The 14,336-nt window shown below is 67.8% G+C and carries 16 protein-coding genes; 11 read left to right on the top strand and 5 right to left on the bottom strand.

What is annotated here, in order from left to right; genetic code table 11:
* Positions 1-124: 124 nt before the first annotated feature.
* The gene (locus HXX10_RS02215; RefSeq protein WP_296519786.1) at positions 125-379 is read right to left on the bottom strand and encodes a hypothetical protein; all 255 of its coding nucleotides are present in this window, start codon (positions 377-379) and stop codon (positions 125-127) included.
* A 202-nt stretch (positions 380-581) separates the two neighbouring features.
* Between HXX10_RS02215 and HXX10_RS02210 the strand changes: the two genes are divergently transcribed.
* Entirely contained in the window at positions 582-1,016 is a 435-nt protein-coding gene (locus tag HXX10_RS02210) for a hypothetical protein (RefSeq protein WP_296519785.1), read from the top strand.
* A gap of 120 nt (positions 1,017-1,136) precedes the next feature.
* On the opposite strand, the gene HXX10_RS02205 is transcribed toward HXX10_RS02210, so the two are convergent.
* From HXX10_RS02205 to HXX10_RS02190, 4 genes are all read right to left on the bottom strand, one after another.
* Positions 1,137-1,970, bottom strand: coding sequence for a fructosamine kinase family protein (locus tag HXX10_RS02205; protein WP_296519783.1), 834 nt, complete (start codon positions 1,968-1,970; stop codon positions 1,137-1,139).
* Positions 1,967-2,437, bottom strand: coding sequence for a low molecular weight protein-tyrosine-phosphatase (locus HXX10_RS02200; protein ID WP_296519781.1), 471 nt, complete (start codon positions 2,435-2,437; stop codon positions 1,967-1,969). The genes HXX10_RS02205 and HXX10_RS02200 overlap by 4 nt, the downstream gene beginning before the upstream one ends.
* 77 nt (positions 2,438-2,514) lie before the next feature.
* Complete coding sequence (locus tag HXX10_RS02195; protein ID WP_296519779.1) at positions 2,515-2,826, bottom strand: hypothetical protein; 312 nt, start codon at positions 2,824-2,826, stop codon at positions 2,515-2,517.
* 125 nt (positions 2,827-2,951) lie between these two features.
* Positions 2,952-3,155, bottom strand: a complete 204-nt coding sequence (locus tag HXX10_RS02190; RefSeq protein ID WP_296519777.1) for a hypothetical protein — start codon at positions 3,153-3,155, stop codon at positions 2,952-2,954.
* A 529-nt stretch (positions 3,156-3,684) separates the two neighbouring features.
* On the opposite strand from HXX10_RS02190, the gene HXX10_RS02185 reads away from it, so the two are divergent.
* The 10 genes from HXX10_RS02185 to HXX10_RS02140 all read left to right on the top strand — a co-directional run bounded on the left by HXX10_RS02185 (position 3,685) and on the right by HXX10_RS02140 (position 14,011).
* A complete protein-coding gene (locus HXX10_RS02185) occupies positions 3,685-4,770 on the top strand; it encodes an ABC transporter substrate-binding protein (RefSeq protein WP_296519775.1) in 1,086 nt (361 codons plus the stop codon).
* A gap of 10 nt (positions 4,771-4,780) precedes the next feature.
* A complete protein-coding gene (locus tag HXX10_RS02180) occupies positions 4,781-5,623 on the top strand; it encodes an ABC transporter ATP-binding protein (protein WP_296519773.1) in 843 nt (280 codons plus the stop codon).
* A 6-nt stretch (positions 5,624-5,629) separates the two neighbouring features.
* On the top strand, positions 5,630-6,451 hold the full coding sequence (locus HXX10_RS02175) for an ABC transporter permease (protein ID WP_296519771.1): 822 nt from the start codon (positions 5,630-5,632) through the stop codon (positions 6,449-6,451).
* 19 nt (positions 6,452-6,470) lie between these two features.
* Positions 6,471-7,253 (top strand): SDR family oxidoreductase, encoded by a 783-nt coding sequence (locus HXX10_RS02170; RefSeq protein ID WP_296519770.1) that lies wholly within the window; start codon positions 6,471-6,473, stop codon positions 7,251-7,253.
* A gap of 220 nt (positions 7,254-7,473) precedes the next feature.
* Positions 7,474-8,604 (top strand): pyridoxal phosphate-dependent aminotransferase, encoded by a 1,131-nt coding sequence (locus tag HXX10_RS02165; RefSeq protein ID WP_296519768.1) that lies wholly within the window; start codon positions 7,474-7,476, stop codon positions 8,602-8,604.
* A 149-nt stretch (positions 8,605-8,753) separates the two neighbouring features.
* Positions 8,754-9,635, top strand: a complete 882-nt coding sequence (locus HXX10_RS02160; protein WP_296519767.1) for an alpha/beta hydrolase — start codon at positions 8,754-8,756, stop codon at positions 9,633-9,635.
* Between the two features lie 27 nt (positions 9,636-9,662).
* Positions 9,663-10,922 (top strand): Zn-dependent hydrolase, encoded by a 1,260-nt coding sequence (locus HXX10_RS02155; protein ID WP_296519765.1) that lies wholly within the window; start codon positions 9,663-9,665, stop codon positions 10,920-10,922.
* 13 nt (positions 10,923-10,935) lie between these two features.
* Positions 10,936-11,685: a GNAT family protein gene (locus HXX10_RS02150; RefSeq protein ID WP_296519763.1), complete on the top strand. Its 750-nt coding sequence runs from the start codon at positions 10,936-10,938 to the stop codon at positions 11,683-11,685.
* A gap of 35 nt (positions 11,686-11,720) precedes the next feature.
* Positions 11,721-12,422 (top strand): GntR family transcriptional regulator, encoded by a 702-nt coding sequence (locus tag HXX10_RS02145; RefSeq protein WP_296519761.1) that lies wholly within the window; start codon positions 11,721-11,723, stop codon positions 12,420-12,422.
* A 236-nt stretch (positions 12,423-12,658) separates the two neighbouring features.
* Positions 12,659-14,011, top strand: a complete 1,353-nt coding sequence (locus tag HXX10_RS02140; RefSeq protein WP_296519758.1) for a UbiD family decarboxylase — start codon at positions 12,659-12,661, stop codon at positions 14,009-14,011.
* The last annotated feature ends 325 nt before the right edge of the window (positions 14,012-14,336 follow it).

Raw genomic sequence — 14,336 nt, 5'->3', positions numbered from 1 at the left:
GACAAGCAGTGCGCAGGTCGCCGCGCGCGTTCGGTCTCGTCGTCGGCCATGCAGGACGCCGCGACGTGCGACGGTCGGGTTCGCCAGAGTCATGTGGTCCGCCTCGGTCGCAGACGACGCGCCGTCAGTCCGGCGGCTTCCTGCTCGGCTGCACCTGCGGCACGTTCTTTCGCTTGATCTCGGCCTTGCCCTGCGAGGCGGGCCCCGACCAGGAGCCGCCGGTGGCGACGCACCGACACATCGGCGGCCGCATCGGGTTTGCTCCCTTGCACTCGAGCCTCGTCCCCGGCGGGCACGAGGCGGCCGCCGCCGGGCCGGCTCCAAGACCGAGAGCGAGGGCGAGAGCGGCGAAGACCCAGGATGCCGACGAGTTGCGCATGGTTCCCTCCTGCGTCGGGTTCCGATTTCGGCATGCATCTTGAATGTGAGCCGGGGAGGTCGATTGACGCGGATCAACGGGCTCGCTCGGGCGAGCGATGGCCCGCGGAGACGCCGAACCGGAGAGCGCCGACAATGACGCTGTGGATGGCGCCGTGACGACCCCGGGAGATCCGCTCCAACGCGCCAAGACTGATGTCCAGATGGACGAACTGCCAACAACCGGCAGTGCATGCTGCCATGTTCTCTACACAATTGTGACTTCTAAGGACCGCTTCCCAAAAATTGGAGAGAGCATGCATATCACGATGTTCGTTGCTGCCCGCCTTTGTATTGTGGGTATCGTCGCTTTGGTCGCCGCTTTGGTCGTCTTGATTTCGACTAGTCAGTCCGAGGCCTCTTCTCAGGGGGGGATCTCATCCAACTATTCTGCAGGCGGCGCGTCCGACGGCCCGCGCGCCCATGTCGGCAAGCCGATGACCGCTTCGGCCGAACCGCTTCCGGTGTCGTGCCAGGAGGCGCAGGCCTATGCGGCGCAGTTCGGGCCCAAGGAGGCGGTTCGCGAAGCGCGCAAGCGGAAGCTCACCTGGGCTCAGATCAAGCGGGTCAAGTCCGAGTGCTTTGATCGGAACGCGTAGCACTGCGGCCACGGGGCGAACGCCGGACGATCGTTCGACATTCTCCAAGTCGAACCGCGAATGGTGCGATCGCTCGGCTCGGCGCCGCCGGCCGAGCCGATTCTCGACGGTCGGTTGTGATCAGACGCCGCTCGCCTGCAGGAATCGCTCGACCATCGATCTGTATCCGGCGCCGAACAGGCGCAGATGGACCAGCGCCGGCCACAGGCTGTAGACCGCTGACCGTTGCGCATGGCCCGGCTCCAGCGGAGCGTAGGCGTCGAAGAAGTCGCGACCTGGTCTGTCGAACAGCGCCAGCATCGCGAGATCGACCTCGGCATGGCCGTGACAGCAGGCCGGGTCGATCAGCCCGGTGATGCGATCGCCGGCGACCAGCACGTTGCCGCCCCACAGGTCGCCGTGCAGCAGCGCCGGCCGCGGCCGCGCCGGCAAACGGTTCTTCAGGTCGGCCGCCAGCGTTTCGAGGCGCCGCGCAACGGCAGCCGGCACATGTGGCGCGTGCGTGAGCAGGCGCCGCTCAGCCCAAAAGGTCGGCCAATCGTCGGTCCAGGCATTGACGATCGCGACCGGCCCGAACGCGCAGTCGCGATGCCAGCCGTAGCGGTCGCCGGTCGTCGCGTGCAGGCGCGCCAGCGCGGTCCCGAGGCTCGCCCAGGCGTCGTCGAGACGGCCGCCGGACCGAAGGATCTCGATCACCAGTGCGTCGTCGCTCGCGGCCAGCACGGCGGGCGCCGGCGCTCCGGCCGCTGCAATGGCGCGCAGCATCGCGGCCTCGACGTGCGGCGCCGGGCCGCCCTTGACGATCGCCTCGCGCCCGTCGGCCAGCACGATCCTGATCACGTCGGACAGATCGCCGCCATCGATCGGGTCGGCGCGGTGCAGCGTGCCGCCGAGCAGCGCCGCGCCGATCTCGGCGAGGCGGCTCGCCGCGGACGGGCTCGCGGACCGGCTCATGGGCCGGCGATCTTGCGGGCCAGTGCCGCGGCGCCGCTGGTCACGTCGGCCCAGGTGGTCTCGAAGCCGTCGTCGTCGCCGTAATAGGGATCGGCGACCGGCTGGCCGCGCCGCCCCTCGACATGGTCGAGCAGCAACGCGAGCTCGGCGATGCCGTTCTCGGGGCGCAGCCGGCGCAGCGCGGACAGCACCGGCAGATCGAGCGCGACAATGTGGGTGAAGCGGCGGAAATCGTCCCGGGTCACCTGGCGGGCGCGCTGTTGGCCGATCTCGGCGCCGTGGCGCCGCGCGGTCTCCTGGGCGCGGCGGTCGGGCGGCTCGCCGACATGCCAGTGGCCGGTACCGGCCGAGTCGACCTCGACGTCGAGGCCGCGCCGCGCCGCCTCGACCCGGAAGGCCGCCTCGGCCAGCGGCGAGCGACAGATGTTGCCGAGGCAGACGAACAGGACGGCGGGCTTTTGCGACACGGCAGGGCTTTCGATCAGGGCTGGATGCCCACTATGGCGCGGGCCGGACCGCCGGAAAAGCCGCCTTGGCGGGGCGATCAGGACAGCTTCTGAAGGGCGGCCAGGATGGCGACCGCGGCGGCCAGCATCGCGCCGAGCCGGACCGTGAGCTGCAGCCCGAGCTTGTCGATCCTGGATTCGAGCAGGTCGATTCGGCCGCCCAACCGCGCATCCAGCGCATCCATGCTGGCGCGCAGGGCGTCGGCGGTGACCTGGAGGTCCGCCTTGGTGACCAGCTCGGCCATGATGAAATCCCGCGCCGCCATCGCGTGAGCCTCTGCCTGAGCTTGCGGCACGCCGGCCTCTCGGAGCCGCGTGGCGTATCCGAGCGTATCGAACGCGTAGACCATATGCACCCTCACGATTTCGGAGGGCTATGATACCACGAACACGCCCATCTCCGGTTGTGTGAGGTTGTGGTGCTGTCGGCCCGACCCGGCCGCAACCGAACCGATCGGGCGGACGGGGCGATCGTTCAGCTCCGCGCGGCGCGCTTCTGGTCGCCGGAGCCCATGATCACCTCGGTCGCGACCTCGTCGACGCTGAAGCAACGGAAGCAGTCGTAGAGGATGCGGGTGCCGAGATCGCGGGTGTAGCCCTGGGCGATCTTCTTGCCGCACACGCTGCAGTCGAGCTCTCGGCGCGGCTCGCGGTCGTTCACGATGATGGCGGTCAACATCTTTGGGGGTGCTCCATCTATCCTGGATACGTAATGCAAGTTCCGCGCAACGGCAGGGTCGGAGCCCTGCCGGACGCTCAAGCGAGCCATGTCGGACGAGGAGCCCCGGGACCTGCCGCCGCAGGAGACGGGTCCTGCACCGGTTTCTCCAGTGTCATCCTCCCTGACCCTTGTCGAAGGGTTGCGCCGGGCCGAGGCCCAGCCCGGAATCGGGGGCCGGCGCGCAGTTCTCAAGAGCTTGGCTAACGTCCGGTTCGTTCGGCGTGAGCTGCCGTCGGGCTGTGGAGAGCGTGTCCGGCGGACGCCGGTTCGCATGCCCAAGTTCGCCGCGCCGGCGCTCAATCGCCGTGCAACGATGCTCGCGCGATCGGCGAAGTCCCTGATTCAGAGACCGAAAACGGTGGCGGATCGAACCTGCCCGCCTGATCGATATTTTTGCATGCAAATAATGTATTTTTCCATACAATATGGGACAACGCACTGAATTATTGCAGTTTTGACCCTGGCGGAGGTTCCTGTGAAGCGGTCGATGTCTCGTCGAAGCGTCTTGCGTGCCCTCGGGGGCGCCGGCCTCGCGGCCGGAGCGCTGCCGCTCGCCACCCCGGCGATCTCCCAGGGCCTCACCAAGGTGTCGTTCACCACCTCGTGGATCCCGGAAGGGCCGAACCTCTTCGCCTACGTCGCGCGCGACCGCGGTTTCTGGAAGAAGGTCGGGCTCGACGTCAGCGTGGCGCGCGGATCTGGCTCCGGTGCGGCCGCCCAGGCGGTCGGCGCCGGCACGTTCGACTTCGGCATGTCGGCGACCCCGACCGTGATCGTGCAGGCCGCCAAGAAGCTGCCGATCACCTGCATCGGCCAGATCAATTACGACGCCCTGATGGGCATCGGCGTGCTCGCCGGCTCGCCGATCAAGACGCCGAAGGATCTCGAGGGCAAGAAGCTCGGCGCCAGCGTGTCGTCGGGCGAGTACCCGTTCCTGCCGCTCTACGCCGAGAAGGCCGGCATCGATTTCTCAAAAATCCAGCTCGTGCAGGTGGACAGCAAGGTGCGCGAGCGCTCGCTGATCGAGAAGCAGGTCGACGCGGCCGCCGCCTTCGCCACCTCGACCGTGCCGTCGCTGGTCTCCATCGGCACCGACGTGCGCTTCCTGCTGTTCTCCGCGGTCGGCATCCAGTTCTACGGGCAGTCGCTGATCACCCAGCCCAAGCGCATCGCCGAGGATCCGAATCTGTGCGCCGCCTTCGTCGAGGGCGCCATGGAGGCGATCAGGTTCGCGATGACCAATTTCGACGAGGCGGTGGAGATCTTCCTCAAGGCCAACAGCGAGGTGGCGATCTCCTCGTCCGGCAAGGCCTACACCCAAATCGGCCTCGGCCTCACCAACATCACCAATCTGGTGCCGGAGGTGAAGGAGCAGGGTTTCGGCTATGCCGACCCGGCCAAGGTGAGGACGATGGCGGATCTGGTGGTGAAATACGCAGCCGGCGAGAACGCAGTGGCGCCGGACCTCGACGCGCTGTTCACTAACCGCTTCGCCGGCAAGCTCAAGCTTTCGGCAGCCGACCTCGTGGCCGCCGAGAAGAGTGCGCAGCCGTACCGGCGCTATCTTGTCTAGGGCCGAGGCCGTGCTCGCATCGCTGCATGCCGCGCCAGCCGGACCGCCTCTGGTCTCGGTCGACGGTGTGCAAAAAACCTATCCGGGGCGCAACGGGGCGATCCAGGCGGTCGCCTCCGCGTCGCTGACGGTGCGCAAGGGCGAGTTCGTCTCCCTGCTCGGGCCGAGCGGGTGTGGCAAGAGCACGCTGTTGATGATGGTGGCGGGCCTCGAGTCCGTCACGGCCGGCTCGATCGCCCTCAACGGGTCGGCCGTGACCGGCCCTCGCAAGGACATCGGCATCATCTTTCAGGACGCGACCCTGCTGCCCTGGAAGAGTGCGCTGGAGAACGTCCTCTTCCCGGTGCGGATCCTGAAGCTGCCGGTGGACAAATATCGCGACCGGGCCCACGAGCTGCTGCGTATGGTCGGGCTCGCCGGCTTCGAGAACAAGAAGCCGGCCGAGCTCTCCGGCGGCATGCGTCAGCGCGTCGCGATCTGCCGGGCGCTGGTCCACGATCCCGACATTCTGCTGATGGACGAGCCGTTCAGCGCGCTGGATGCCATCACGCGTGACCAGATGAACGTCGCCCTGTCGGAGATCCTGGAGACCTACCACAAGACCGTGATCTTCGTGACGCATTCGATCCGCGAGGCCGCCTATCTGTCCGACCGCGTGCTGGTGATGGGCGGACGGCCGTCCACCATCATCCTCGACATGCCGATGCCGTTTTCGCGCCCGCGAAAGTTCGACATCGAGGAGACGGCCGAGTTCACCCAGGTCTGCCGGCGGCTGCGTCTCAGCATCGAGGAGGCGCATGCCGATGCGTCGGCCTCGCCGCCGGTGCGGCCCGCCGGGTCGAAAGCCGAGTGATCGCCCATGGCCAACGCCACCATCGGAACCGAGACCGGCGCCAGCCTGAAGCTTCCGGCCGGCACCGCCATCCGAAGCCTCCGCTCCGTCGGACTGCCGCTGGGCCTCGCCTTCCTGCTGCTCGCCGGTTGGCAGGTGGCCGTCACGGTGGCGAAGATCCCCCCGGTGATCCTGCCGTCGCCGCTGTCGATCGCCGAGTACATCGTGTCGCGGCACGATATCTTGCTCATGCACGCCGTGCCGACCACGCTCGAATCGGCCGTCGGCTTCCTGCTCGCCACCGTGCTCGGCGTGGCGCTCGCGATCCTCATCACCTACTCGTCGCTGGCCCGCGACGCGCTCTACCCGAACCTCGTGTTCTTCCAGCTCATCCCGAAAATCGCGCTGGCGCCGCTGTTCATCATCTGGCTCGGGGTAGGCATGCAGTCCCGCGTCGCGTTCTCGGTGTTCATCGCCTTCTTTCCGGTCGTGATCGCCACCACGGCCGGCTTCATGAACGTCGACCGGAACATGCTGCGCCTGTGCCGGTCGCTGACCGCGACCGAGTGGCAGGTGTTCACGTCGATCCGCTTTCCTTCGGCGCTGCCCTACATCTTCAGCGGCATGAAGATCGCCATGACGCTCGCCATCATCGGCGTGATCATCGGTGAGTTCATCACGGCCCAGGCCGGGCTCGGCTATCTGATCATCTTCGCGACCGCGCGGGCCGACACCGAGGTGTCGATGGCGGCCATCGTCGTCCTGTGCCTCGCCGGTCTGCTTCTCTACGGCCTCGTCGCGTTCGGGGAATGGCTCGCCAACCGCGCATATTCCGCAGAAGCACTCTGACGTCCCATCGGAGAAAAAAGTGGATCTTCAACTCGAAGGGAAGAGCGTCCTGGTCACGGGCGCCTCGAAGGGGATAGGGCTGTCGTCCGCGCTGGCGTTCGCGGCGGAGGGATGCTCGCTGCATCTGGCGGCGCGGTCGGGCGAGCAGCTCGAGGCCAATCGCGACCGCATCCGCAAGGAGTACGGCGTCGCCGTCGCTGTCCATCCGACCGACCTGTCGGAGACCCCGGCGATCGAGGCCTTGGCCGCGGCCTGCGGGGACGTCGACATCCTGGTCAACAATGCCGGCGACATCCCGTCGGGCGATCTGGTTTCGGTCGACGAGGCGGCATGGCGGCGCGGCTGGGACCTCAAGGTCTACGGCTATATCAACCTGACGCGCCTGATCTACCCGCGCATGCAGGCGCGTGGCTCCGGCGTCATCGTCAACGACATCGGCAACTCCGGCGAGAACTGGGACGCCAACTACATCGCCGGCGCTTCCGGCAATGCGGCGCTGATGGCGTTCACGCGGGCACTGGGCGGCGTCAGCCTCGACCACGGCGTGCGCGTCGTCGGCGTCAATCCGGGGCCGGTCGCGACCGATCGCATGACCAAGATGATGAAGCGTCGCGCCACCGAGTGGTACGGCGACGACAGTCGCTGGGAGGAGCTCAACGACAAGTATCCGGGCAAGCGCCCCGCCACACCGGAGGAGGTCGCGGACCTGATCGTGTTCCTCGCCTCGCCGAAGGCCGGCTACATCACCGGCACGATCGTCACCATCGACGGCGGCATCGCATCGCGCCGCTCGATCATCTGAGCCGAATACCGATGAACCAGCCTCTCTCCGCCCTCACCCTGAGGAGCCCGCCGATCGCGGGCTTGCCCGGGATCGGCGGGCGTCTCGAAGGGCGGGGGCGGTCGCAGTGCCCGCCCATGGTTCGAGACGCGTTCCTTCGGAACGCTCCTCACCATGAGGCGGAGAGAGGCCTGCAGACCGGCATCCGCGAGATGCCCGGTCGCCTGCCGGAGCTTTGCCGATGAAGGACTTCGAGCGCCGCAACCAGCATTTCGACCGGCTGATGAGCACGCCGGGCCTGCGCTGGATGGGGCAGAACACCAATCACTATCCATCCCACCCGGCCGTGCGAAAGGCGCTGGTCGACTGCATCGAGGGCGAGAATTATCACGCCTACGCACCGCCCGTCGGGCTGGAGGAGCTGCGCGCCCTCGTGGTGCACGACCTCGGGCTCGACGGACTGTCGGCGCTGATCACCGACGGTGCGGTCTCCGGCCTCTATCACGTGTGCCGCACGCTGTGCGGGCCGGGCGACCAGTTCGTCACCACGGATCCGACCTGGGCATGGCCGATGTCGTTCGCCCGTGCCGCCGGCGCCGAGGTGATTCAGCTTCCGATCTACGGTGCCGAGCACGGCTGGCGGCTCGACCCGGAGCGGCTGCGGAAGGTGGTCACCCCGCGCACAAAGGTGATCTACATCGTCGATCCCAACAACCCGATCGGCACCTGCTGCACGGCCGACGAGATCGCCGCGATCGTCGACATCGCCCGCTCGGTCGGCGCCTGGCTGATCCACGACTGCACCTATCGCGACTTCGCCTTCGACCATCATCTCGCGGCAAAGCTCTATCCCGAGCGCACCGTCACGGTGTGGAGCTTCTCCAAATGGCTCGGCTTCGCCGGGCTGCGCATGGGGGCGGTGGTGACGCATCCGGATCTCGCCGAAACGCTCGCGGCGGCGCCGCCCAACAATCTCGGTTCCAGCATCTTGGCGCAGCGCGGCGCCATCGCCGGGCTGAAGGTCAAGGGCGAGTGGTTCCCGCAGGTGCTGGCAGCGCAGCGCGAGAGCCAGGGCCGCGTGCGCGACGTTGCCGAGGCCTGCGGCCTGCATCTGCCGGTGTTTCCGTCCAACGGCAATTTTCTGGTCATCGAGGTCGACAGAGCCGGGCTGCGGCCGGAGGCGATCTGCATGGCGATGGCCAAGCGGAACATCCAGATCCGTCACGGCGGCTATCACACCAAGGCGTTCGGCGACCGCTTCATCAAGGTGAGCGTCAGCGTGCCGACCGAGTGGGTCGACGCCTTTTGCGCGGCGCTGCCGCAGGCCGTGGAAGAGGCGCGTGGGATCAACGAGACGGTGGCGATGTTCTGAGACGTTTTTCAGTGGAGATGGTCGCCCCGATCTCCGCTCGTCCCGCGAAAGCGGGGACCCAAGGGCCGCCCGACGTGTGGCTCTGGATTCCCGCTTTCGCGGGAATGAGCGGAGGGGGCGGGATCGGCGATGGGCCGAGGGAGACGACGATGGGTTACGTGACGGCCAGTGACGGGGTGAAGCTCTACTACGAGGAGGCGGGCACCGGCACGCCGATCGTGTTCGTGCACGAGTTCGGCGGCGATCATCGCGGCTGGGAGCCGCAGATGCGGTTCTTCGCCCGCCGCTATCGCTGCATCACCTTTGCGGCACGCGGCTATCCGCCGTCCGACGTCCCGACCGATCTCGACGGCTATTCGCAGGCGCGCGCCACCTCCGACATCGCCGACGTGGTGACCGGGCTCGGTCTGGACAAGGCCCATATCGTCGGCCTGTCGATGGGTGGTTTCGCCACCGTCCATTTCGGGCTCGACCACGCCGACAAGGCGCTGTCGCTGGTCGTCGCCGGCGCCGGTTACGGCGCCGAGAAGCAGCACGAGGCGTATTTCAAGGGCGTCTCCGAAAACGTCGCGAAGAATTTTTTGGAGCAAGGCTCAAAAAAATTCGCCGAGACCTATGCGCTCGGCGCCTCGCGGGTGCAGTTCCAGAACAAGGATCCGCGCGGCTGGCGCGAGTTCGCCGACCAGCTCGGCCAGCACTCGGCGACCGGCGCCGCCAACACCATGCGGGGCGTGCAGGTCCGACGCCCGTCGCTCTACGATCTGGAGGACAGGTTGCGCAAGATGCCGGTGCCGACGCTCGTCGTCTCCGGCGACGAGGACGACCACTGCCTGCAGCCGGCGCTCTACATGAAGCGGGTGATCCCGGCTTGCGGCCTGCTGATCCTGCCGAAGACCGGCCACACCATCAATCTGGAGGAGCCGGCGGTGTTCAACGCGGCGCTCGCCGAGTTTTTGGCCATGGTCGAGGCAGGCAAGTGGCTGCCGCGCGATCCGCGGGCGGATCCGGGCCAAGTGATGCGAACAGATTGATGCGAACAGATTGATGCGGACCGACTGATGATGGAGACGCACGAGAGAAGCATTGCCGGCCACGTGGACGCGGAGCGCCTGTGGCGGCGGCACATGGAGCTGGCGCAGTATGGCGCGACCGCCAATGGCGGCGTCAACCGGCAGGCCCTGTCGGACGAGGAGGTCGCCGCCCGCCGCGTGCTGGTCGGCTGGGGCGAGGCGATCGGCCTCGTCGCCTCGAACGACGGCGCCGGCAACCTGTTTCTGCGGCTGGCCGGCACCGAGCCCGATCTCGCCCCGGTGCTGATCGGTTCGCACATCGACAGCCAGCCGACAGGCGGAAAGTTCGACGGCGCCTTCGGGGTGCTGGCGGCGCTGGAAAGCGTCGAGGCGATCGTGGCGGCGGGCGTGCGGCCGCGCCGCGCCATCGACGTGGTCGCCTGGATGAACGAGGAGGGCTCCCGCTTCGCCCCCGGTATGATGGGCTCGGCCGCTTTCACCGGAGCGCGAAAGCTCGCCGATATCCTGGCGGTTCACGATGCCGACGGTGTCGGCGTCGCGACCGAGATCGCCAAGGTGCTGGCTGCCGAGCCGGACCTGCCGCGGCGGCCGCTCGGTTTCCCGGTCGCCGCCTTCGTCGAGGCGCATATCGAGCAGGGGCCGATTCTCGAGGTGGAGGGGCGGACCGTCGGCGTCGTCACCGGCATCCAGGGCAAGCGCACGTTTCGCGTCACCGTCACGGGCGAGGAGAACCATGCCGGCACGTCGCCGCGCAGCGTGCGGCGCGACGCGCTGGTGTCGGCCGTCGCCATGGTCCAGGCCCTGCAGGAGGCGATGTGGGACGAGGCCGACGTGGTGCGCTTCACCATCGGCCGGTTCGAGGTGACGCCGAACGCGCCCTCGGTGGTGCCGGCCCGCGTCGTCTTCTCGATCGACCTGCGCCACCCCGACGCCGACACGCTGCGCGATCTCGGCGACCGCATCCCGCGGATTTGCACCGATGCTGCGGGGTGCTGCGCGGTCGATGTCCGCGAGCTTCTGCACGACCCGCCGCTCACCTTTCCGGACGCGGTCCGCGACCGCATCCGCGCCGCCGCCGCCGACCTCGGAATCACCTGGATGGACATTCCATCCGGCGCCGGGCATGACGCGCGATATCTGCACTACCATTGCCCGACCGGAATGATCTTCATCCCATGCAAGAACGGCCTCAGCCACCACGAAGCCGAGAGCGCCACGAAGGACGACATCGCCGCCGGCGCGCGCGTGCTGGCCGAGACGGCGTTCGGGCTGGCGAATGCGGAGTGACGCGATGCGCCCGGTGAACGATCCAGCCTCCGGCCTGCCGATCGGCCCGATCGACGACGGGCCGCCGGCGAAGCGGCCGGACCGCCGCATGCTCGCGGGCCGCTTCGTGACGCTCGTGCCGCTCGACCCGGCGGCACACGGCGACGACCTGTTCGCCGCCTCGCGCGGGCCCGACCACGATCCGCTGTGGCTCTATCTCAATGCCGGGCCGTTTTCGGAGCGCGCGGCCTTCGGCACCTATCTGGAGAGCGTCGCGGGCCGCGACGAGCCGGTGACGCTCGCCATCGTCGACATTGCGAGCGGGAAGGCGGCGGGCCATCTCGGCCTCATGCGCATAAAACCGGCCCACAAGGTGATCGAGGTCGGCAACATCCTCTTCACGGGCGCGGTCTCGCGCGCGCCCGGCGGCACCGAGGCGATCTTCCTCGCCGCGCGACATGTCTTCGACGACCTCGGCTTCGTGCGCTTCGAGTGGAAGTGCAATGCCCTCAACGCGCCGTCGCGGCGCGCGGCGCTGCGGTTCGGCTTCACGTTCGAAGGGATCTTCCCGCGCCACATGATCCAGAAGGGCCGGCTGCGCGACACCGCCTGGTTCTCGATGCTGGCCTCGGAATGGCCGGCCCGCCGGGCCGCCTTCGAGGCCTGGCTCGCGCCCGGCAATTTCGACGCGGACGGCCGGCAGAAGGTTCGTCTCGGCGATATGATGACGGATGCCGTGGCCCGCGGGCAGGGCGAGGACGAGCGGGCCCCGGTGCCCGGCTGAGACCTCTTGCGGTCCACCATACGACGGCGGCAGACATGCTGAAGACGAAGCGAGATGCACTCAGGAAGGCGGCCGGCTCCTCCGAGCGCGAGGCGGGCCAGACGCTCACCGACATGCTTTACCGCGAGCTCGAGGACGCCATCGTCAAGGGCACGGTCCAGCCCGGCGACCGCCTGGAGGAGCAGGACGTGGCCGAGCGTTACGGCGTGTCACGCACCCCGGTGCGCGAGGCGTTCCGGCTGCTCGCCGCGAGCGGCATGGTGGAGCTGAAGAGCCGGCAGGGCGTCGTGGTACGCAAGATCAGCATCAACACGCTGCTCGAGATGTTCCAGGTGATGGCCGAGCTGGAGGGGCTGTGCGCCCGGCTCGCCTCGCGCCGGCAGTCGCCCGAGCAGGATCGCGCGCTGAAGGCCATCCACGCGCGGCTCGAGCGGGCCGCCGAGGACGGCGACGTCGAAGCACTCTATCTGATCAACCAGGAGTTCCACGAGTCCATCTACGATGCCGCCCGCAACGCCTATCTGGCGGAGCAGGCCCGCCAGCTCCGCAACCGCGTCGCTCCGTTCCGCCGCCGCGTCACCTACAAGCCGCACCGGCTCGAAAAGACCGTGAAGGAGCACGAGGCCATCATGGCGGCCATCTGCTCCCACGACGCCGAGCGGGCCCACGCGGCGATGCGCGACCATGTCAATTTCCTCGGCGACGACCTGACCGACTTTATTGCTCTGTCGGAGTGATACGGACGCACCAGCCCTCCATTCGTCATTCGCGGGCTCGACCCGCGAATCCATCTCGAAACAAGGCTTGTTTCGAAGCGATGGACCGCCGGATCAAGTCCGGCGGTGACGACCGGGACGGGGCGGCGTTTCTCGCCCTCGGGATGAGCGCCGCGCCGCCGCTCGCCGCTGGACGCGTGCACTCGCGCCGGCTTCCGTATATGAGGGGCATTCCCTCGCCATCCTGCGGACCCGCCATGCCCAGCCTCGCCGACTTCCTCAAGGACCTTCCCGACAGCGAGAAGCTCGTCCTCTCCGGGACGACCGATCTCGACTTCCTGCCCACCGCCCTGGTGCTGGAGCTGGAGGCGAAGAAGCGCTTCCCCGTGGTGGTGGTCGAGCGGCCGGACGGGTTCGAGGGGCCGGTGGTGATGAACCTGTTCGCCGACCGCGCCCGCATCGCCCGCATCGCCGGCGTGCCGCCCGGCGGCTTCGCCCAGGCCTGGACCGACGCGATGGCCAATCTGGTGCCGGCCGTCGTCTCGCGCGCCCATGCCCCCGTGCAGGAGGTGATCGCGCTCGGCAACGAGGCCGACGCCGGCGAGCTGCCGATCTCACGGCACTTCGAGGCCGATGCCGGGCGCTACATCGGCTCGGGCATCCTGATCTGCAAGGATCCGGACACCGGGGTTCGCAATCTCAGCTTCCAGCGCATGCAGCTCAAGGGCCCACAGAAATTCGGCGTCAGCCTGCATTCGCGCGGCCACATCTGGGACCATCTGCAGCGCTGCGAGGCGCGCGGCAAGAATCTCGAGGTCGCCGTGGTGATCGGCTGTCATCCGGCCATCTACATCGCCGCCGCCGCCAAGGTCGCCATGGAGGTCGACGAGCTGGCCATCGCGGGCGCGATGATGAAGCAGCCCGTCCACCTGGTGAAATGCAAGACCATCGACATCGAGGTTCCGGCCGACGCCGAATACGTCATCGAGGGCGAGATCCTCGCCGGCATCCACGAGGACGAGGGCCCTTATGGCGAGTACACCGGCTACTCGACCTATCGCTCGACCCGCAACGTGTTCCACGTCAAGGCGATCACGCGCCGGGCGAAGCCGATCTTCCTCGACATCGTGCCGGGCTACTCGGCCGAGCATCTGCTGCTCAGCCGCTGCACCCGCGAGGCGCATGTGTTCGATCGCCTGAAGGAGATGGTGCCGACCCTCAAGGCGCTGAACTACCCGAAGTCGGGCACGCATTTCCACGCCTACATGTCGTTCCGCAAGACGGCAGAAGGGCAGGCGCGCCAGGCCCTGATGCTGCTGATGGGGCTCGACTCCTACATCAAGTTCGCCGTCGCCGTGGACGAGGACATCGACGTCTTCGACGAGGACGAGGTGATGTGGGCGTTGGCGACGCGTTTCCAGGCCGACACGGATCTCTTCATGGTGCCGCAGGTGTTTTGCAATCGGCTCGACCCGTCCTCGGTCGACGGCATGTCGACCAAGCTCGGGCTCGACGCCACCAGGCCGATGAAATTCGAGGGCGAGCGCACCAAGCTGCCGCAGCACGCGCTCGACTGGGCCCGCGAGATTTTGGCGGGGCGCAGCCGCTGACGGTTCGGGCCGCGGGCGCAGTGATACGTAAATCCGGCTGACCAGTTCACCGTCATTCCGGGGCGCGCCGCAGATGCGAACCCGGAATCCAGCGACGGATGCTCAGGATGGGGCTGGATTCCGGGTCCGGCGCTCCGCGCCGTCCCGGAATGACCACCGAGGTGATCGGCCGGATATTGGATGAGACGCGGCAAACGCCAAAAACGCGTATGGCCGGGACTTGCCCGGCCATGACCACGAGACGCGATGCTCACGGCTGTCGTCGGCGCTCACTGGATTTGACGACATCACCGCCTTCGACGGCCGCGCGGATTGCGCGGCCTTC

Origin of the sequence: Rhodoplanes sp. (genome assembly GCF_013377085.1) — a bacterium.
Lineage (GTDB): Bacteria > Pseudomonadota > Alphaproteobacteria > Rhizobiales > Xanthobacteraceae > Rhodoplanes.
This window is presented reverse-complemented; position numbering and strand designations above follow the sequence as displayed.